Genomic DNA, 6,070 nt, shown 5'->3' with positions numbered 1-6,070 from the left:
TTTTCCCCTCTCCACTCACACCCACCCCCCCCCCCCCCCCCCCCCCCCCCGACAGGTTTAGACATGCTCGCTGCTTTTGAGCCGCACCGGGGCATGCTCGGCCGCTGAGTGGGGAGGCTCGGCCACCACCGGAATCTCATTGCCATCGCAATCGTGCAGCTTGCCATCACTGAAGTAATCCCCTTCGCGTAACGCCGCCAGGTCCTGGTAGCGCAACACCCGCTCGGTGCCGGCGGCAAAGACCGATTGCTGGTCGGAGTTACCGGTGGTGAAGTGGTTGAACGCCAGATTCAGCGCGATTGCCATGATTGCCGAGGAACTGATGCCCGAATGGAAAATGGTCGCGAACCAGCTCGGGAAATGATCGTAGAAGTTCGGCGCGGCGATGGGGATCATGCCGAAGCCGATGGAGGTGGCGACGATGATCAGGTTCACGTTGTTGCGATAATCGACCTTCGACAGTGTGCGGATACCGCTGGCGGCCACCGTGCCGAACAGCACGATACCGGCGCCGCCCAGTACCGACGTCGGGACGGCGGCAATCACCCGGCCCATGAACGGCAGCAGGCCGAGCACCACCAGGAACACCCCGCCCGTCGCCACCACGAAGCGACTCTTGATTCCCGTCACGGCCACCAGCCCGACGTTCTGGGCAAAGGCGCTCTGCGTAAAGGAACCGAAGATCGGCGCGATCATGCTCGACAGCATGTCGGCGCGCAGGCCGTTGCCCAGACGCCGGGAGTCGACCTTGGTGTCGATGATCTCGCCCACGGCCAGGATATCGGCCGAGGTTTCCACCAACGTCACCATGATCACGATGCACATCGACAGGATCGCGGCGATGTGGAAGGTCGGCATGCCGAAGTGAAACGGTGTCGGGAAGCCGAACATCGGGCCCTGGCTGACCGAGGAGAAATCCGCCATGCCGAGGAACACCGCGATCACCGTGCCGATGACCATCGCCAGCAAAATCGACAGCCGGGAGATGGTCGCACTGCCCAACTTGCTGAGCAACAACACCAACACCAGGGTAACCGCCGCCAGGCCGATGTTCGCCATGCTGCCGAAATCGGCGGCATGGCTGTTACCGCCCATCGCCCAGCGGGCGGCCACCGGCATCAGGGTCAAGCCAATGGTGGTGATCACAATGCCAGTGACCAGGGGTGGAAAGAACCGGGTGATCCGCGAGAATACCGGGGTAATCAGCAGACCGATCAGGGATGCAGCGACCACCGCCCCGAGGATGGCCTGGAAACCGCCCTCGCCTCCGGTGCCGACAATCGCCACCATGGTCGCAACGCCCGAGAACGACACGCCTTGGACCAAGGGCAACTGACAGCCGAAAAACGGCAGGCCAAGGGTTTGCAACAACGTCGCAAGGCCTCCCGCGAACAATGACGCCGCAATCAGCAGACCGATGTCAGCCGGTGACAGCCCGGCCGCCTGGCCGATGATCAACGGCACGGCGACGATACCACCGTACATGGTCAACACATGCTGCAGGCCGTAAGCCATATTCGCGCCGACGCCGAGGTTTTCGTCCTCGGGCCGTGGGAGTGAAACATGGGGCATCTTCATGGTTCGGGGTTTCCCTGTTTTTTGTTATGCGCACACTGTATTCAAAACTCAGGACAAATGTCCATAGAGTTGTATACAACTTATTGCACAGAACGCCATGAACCGAGCATCATGCCGCAGGCAGCAAAGGCTCCATCGCCGGTCGTAACAGCTCACGCGGCGGCACGCGCAGGCCGAATTCGGTCTCCAGCAGGTCTATCAATGCGTCCGCTTCAGTGATTGTCTTTCGCTCGCTCTCCTGCCCCATCCGATGCACGGCAAAGCTGTTGCCGTTGAGCGTCTTGCGCAGGCCGTCACCGGTACGGGCGACCATCAAACGGCCCTTGAACGGCGACTCGGGATGGCTGCTGACGTACCAGTTGCCGACGATGTAGTCGATGTCCTCCTGGCGTTGCAGGTCGAACAGGTACATCTGTCGCCACTCACCGGCGACATTGGCGCGCAACAGGTAGCCGTCCGTCTGGCTGTCGATGCGATACGCCTCGTGAGGAGTGAGCTGGCTGTCACGGCTGTCCAGCAGCAGCGGCGCGGTGGGCACCATGCCACCGAAGCCGACATCGGTGATGTAGCGCACGCCGTCGAATGTCACCAGGCTGAGGCGGTGGGTCCGGGCTGGCCAGGCGCCTTCGGGCGCATTCATCACCACCCGCCCGCTGATGCCCCGGGCGTCGAAACCCAGCTCCAGCAACAGCGCCAGGAACAGTTGGTTGAGTTCATAGCAATAGCCGCCACGCCCCTGCTCCAACACTTTGCGCTCGACCGATGCGAGGTCGATAGGCACCGGCTGGCCCAGCAGCGTCGAGAGGGTTTCAAACGGAAACTCGGCGGTGTGTCGCCATTGAAGCTGGCGCAACGTTTCGAGGGTCGGAGGTGGTGGTGCGTCGAAACCCAGGCGTTGCAGGTAGCGGGCGGTATCGCTCAGTCTGGAATCGCTCATGAGGGTGTCCTTTCCTGATCGGCGCAGCGCAACCAAGCGCGCTGCTGTCGGGCAGGTATAAGGCATTCCTCATGCAGTGACAATGATGGCTGGGCGTTGCGCTCCCTTAGCGCTGTTTGCGCGACGCCAGCCGGATCCAGGTCGGCGCATGGTCGCTGGGATGAGGCTGGTTCCTGACCCAGGCATCGACGCCCGCCTCGCTCAGGTAAGGACTGGCCGCCGGGTTGAGCAACAGGTGATCGATGCGCAGCCCGGAATTCTTCTGCCAATGCTGGCGGAAGTAATCCCAGAACGTATAGATCCGCTCGTCCGGATAGAGGTGGCGCAGCGAATCGGTCCAGCCCTGGTCCAGCAAGCGCTGGTAGCACTCGCGGCTTTCAGGCTGCAACAGCGCGTCCTTGAGCCACGAGCGCGGGTTGTAGATGTCCATGTCGGTGGGCACCACGTTGTAGTCGCCGGCCAGCACCACGGGATGATCGCTGGCCTGCAAATCCTTGGCATAGTCGATCAGGCGCTCGAACCAGGCCAGCTTGTAGTCGAACTTGGGCCCGGGCTGCGGGTTGCCGTTGGGCAAGTACAGGCACCCCACCAGCACGCCATGCACCGCGGCTTCCAGGTAGCGACTGTGGCTGTCGTCTTCGCCACCCGGCAGGCCGCGGCGGCTTTCCAGCGGTTGCGCGTCCCGGGCCAGGATCGCGACGCCGTTCCACGACGCCTGACCATGCCAGATCGACCCGTAGCCCACCGACTCCAGCTCCGCCGCCGGGAAATCCTTGTCCGCTGCCTTGAGCTCCTGCAAGCAGACAATGTCCGGCTGTTCGCGCTCCAGCCATTCCAACAGGTTCGGCAGCCGGGCCCGGATGCCGTTGATATTGAAGGTTGCGATGCGCAGTTTTTTCATGGGCCAGAACTCGAAATGCCAGGACACTAGCTGTGACCGACAACCGCTCGCAGTGGTTGCAACGGCGATTCAGGAAGCGGTCTTCAACAAGGGCCGACCACTGTGCAGCAACTGCGCGAAGGCTTGTTTGTCGACAGGCCGGCTGAGGAAATAGCCCTGCACTTCATGGCACTCGTCCGAGCCCAACGAACCGAGCTGCGCCTGGGTTTCCACGCCTTCGGCAGTGACGGTCAGGCCCATGGCCTTGCCCAGGTTGATGATCGCCTGCACCACGGCGCGATCGTTGCTGCTGTTACTCATCGATGCGATGAAGCGCTTGTCGATCTTGATGCCATCGAACGGATAGGTGCGCAAATACCCCAGGGACGAATAACCGGTGCCGAAGTCGTCCATGTTTAAGCGCACGCCCAATTCCTTGAGGTCATTCATGACCTGGAGCGCCCCGTCCACGTCGTTGAGCATCACGTTTTCGGTAATTTCCAATTCCAGCCGACTCGCCGGGAACCGGGTTTCGATCAGCACCTTGCGCACGTCTTCCACCACATCACTGCGCTGGAACTGGGCCGGGGACAAGTTGACCGAAACCATCAGCTCCCCTGGCCAGGTCAATGCGGTTTCACAAGCCTCGCGCAGCACCCAATGGGACAGCGGGACGATCAGGTCGGTCTGCTCGGCCAACGGAATAAACGCGTCGGGGCCCAGCAGGCCCTGGGTCGGATGCTGCCAGCGCACCAAAGCCTCGACGGCGACGATCTCGCTGCCATCGACGGTGTAGCGCGGCTGGAAATGCAGGACGAATTCCCTGTTCTTTACCGCCTGGCGCAGGTCGTTTTCCAGTTGCCGGCGATGCTGGATCTGATCGTTCATCTGCGAAGCGAAATAGCACCAGGTTTTCTTGCCCTCGGACTTGGCCTGGTACAAGGCAATGTCGGCACAACGGATCAACTCGCCTGGGACGTAACCCTGGCGCCGGCTCACCGCAATGCCGATGCTGGCGCCGATGTGCAATGAATGGGTTTCGTAATGAATCGGTTGCTGCAGGCTGTCGATCAGCCGTGCGCAGAACCGGTCGATCTCCGTGGTGCTGTCCATTCCGTTGAGCACCACCACGAACTCGTCGCCACCCAGGCGCGCCACCAGGTCCTGCTCGCGGGTGCTGTCGCGCAGGCGCTGGGCCACCTCCAGCAGCACCGCATCGCCCGCCGGATGCCCGAGGGAATCGTTGATCGGTTTGAAGTTGTCCAGGTCCACCATCAGCAACGTCAAGGGCGCCGAGTGTTCCTTGGCTACCAGCGCATCGTCGAGGTATCGCGCCAGTTTGTTGCGATTCGGCAGCCCGGTCAGCGCATCGTGCAGTGACAGATGCTGGACCTGGGCATGGGCCGCCACTTCATCGGTGATGTCACTGGCGGTACCGCGATAGCCCACCACTGCTGCCTTGTCGTAGATCGGGCGTGCCGACACCCGGCAGAAACGCAATTGTCCGGAATAGTCGCGGTACGAACAGCGCAGGTTGCCCGTGCTCTGCTCCTCGGTCAGTTTGCCTAGCCAATGGACAATCGGCGTCGTATCGCAATACAGCAACTGTTCGATGTCCTGTCCCAGCCATTGTTGATCCGAAAAACCAGTGACGGTATTGAAGCGCCCCGAGAGATAAGTGATGCGCTGCTCGCCGTCGATTTCCCAGATCCAGTCCGACGCCGCCTCGGCCACGGCGCGGAAACGCTCCTCGCTGGCTTCCAGGGCCAGGGTCGACAGTTGCAGTCGGTCGTAACTGGCATCCACATGGCGAGCGGTACGCAGCGCATAGCGAAAGAAGTAAGCGGTCAGCAGCGCCAGGATCAGCAACGCGCCGCCCAGTGGCGGTAGCAACGACCAGAGCAATTGATGCCCCGGCTGCTGCAAGTGGGACACGAGGCTGTAACCCGTACTGTCCAGGGGCACGGCGGGGCGGTCCGGCGCCAGCTCGGTGTCTCTCTTCAAGGTCAGGTCGGTCAGGCCATAGCTTTTGCCCAGTTTGCGCAGTTTCGTCGGCGTCAGCTGGTCGACGAACAGCAGGACCGAGGTGCCCTTGGCGTCGACCCGGGGACGCTCGTCATTAGGCAGGATCACCGATGCGGTGACGATCGCCGGCCAGCCGTTGAACAGCGTGTAGCTGATCACCGGCCGCGTCAGGTCGGCCTGGCCCTGCAGCTTCTCCACCAGCGGCTGCAACGGCGTATCGATGTAGCTCGCCGCGTCGCCCTGGACGTTTTGCCCGAGCACCACGGCGTACTTGGTGCGCTCGCGGTCGATGACAAACACACCTTCGTAGCCGTCCTTGGTGAACAGGGTCTTGCCCATGTTCTGCTCGGCATAGGCCCACTGCACATCGACTTCACCATTGAGGTGCTCGTAAGCGGTGGTCCAATAGGTGTAGCTGGCGATGTAATTCTTCGAGGCGGTGATGCGATTCTCAAGGGCGCGCTCGGTATAGAAGAGGGTCTTGCGCACGTCCTCCTCGTCGAGCTTTTGCGCGATGTTGAACAGCGCCGCCACCGCTACCAACAGGCCCAGTAGAAACATTGCGCCGAATGCCGCCACCAGGCGGCGGGTAATCGGCGTGTGACGCGCAACGGTTGAAAGGGAGTCGACAACGGAGTCCATTCAGCCTG

At 61.9% G+C, this 6,070-nt stretch carries 4 protein-coding genes; all 4 read right to left on the bottom strand.

Annotated elements, in window-relative coordinates; all coding sequences use genetic code 11:
* Positions 1-57: 57 nt before the first annotated feature.
* On the bottom strand, positions 58-1,578 hold the full coding sequence (locus ACLEJR_RS22155; protein ID WP_440816505.1) for a nucleobase:cation symporter-2 family protein: 1,521 nt from the start codon (positions 1,576-1,578) through the stop codon (positions 58-60).
* A gap of 109 nt (positions 1,579-1,687) precedes the next feature.
* Entirely contained in the window at positions 1,688-2,515 is an 828-nt protein-coding gene (locus tag ACLEJR_RS22150) for an arylamine N-acetyltransferase family protein (protein WP_440816502.1), read from the bottom strand.
* 106 nt (positions 2,516-2,621) lie between these two features.
* Positions 2,622-3,416, bottom strand: coding sequence for an exodeoxyribonuclease III (gene xth / locus ACLEJR_RS22145; protein WP_440795352.1), 795 nt, complete (start codon positions 3,414-3,416; stop codon positions 2,622-2,624).
* A gap of 69 nt (positions 3,417-3,485) precedes the next feature.
* On the bottom strand, positions 3,486-6,062 hold the full coding sequence (locus tag ACLEJR_RS22140; RefSeq protein WP_440816500.1) for a bifunctional diguanylate cyclase/phosphodiesterase: 2,577 nt from the start codon (positions 6,060-6,062) through the stop codon (positions 3,486-3,488).
* Between the last annotated feature and the right edge of the window lie 8 nt (positions 6,063-6,070).

Origin of the sequence: Pseudomonas sp. SMN5, from assembly GCF_052041925.1 — a bacterium.
Taxonomy (GTDB): domain Bacteria; phylum Pseudomonadota; class Gammaproteobacteria; order Pseudomonadales; family Pseudomonadaceae; genus Aquipseudomonas.
The sequence above is the reverse complement of the archived record's forward strand: the minus strand, read 5'-3'. Positions and strand labels throughout refer to the sequence as shown.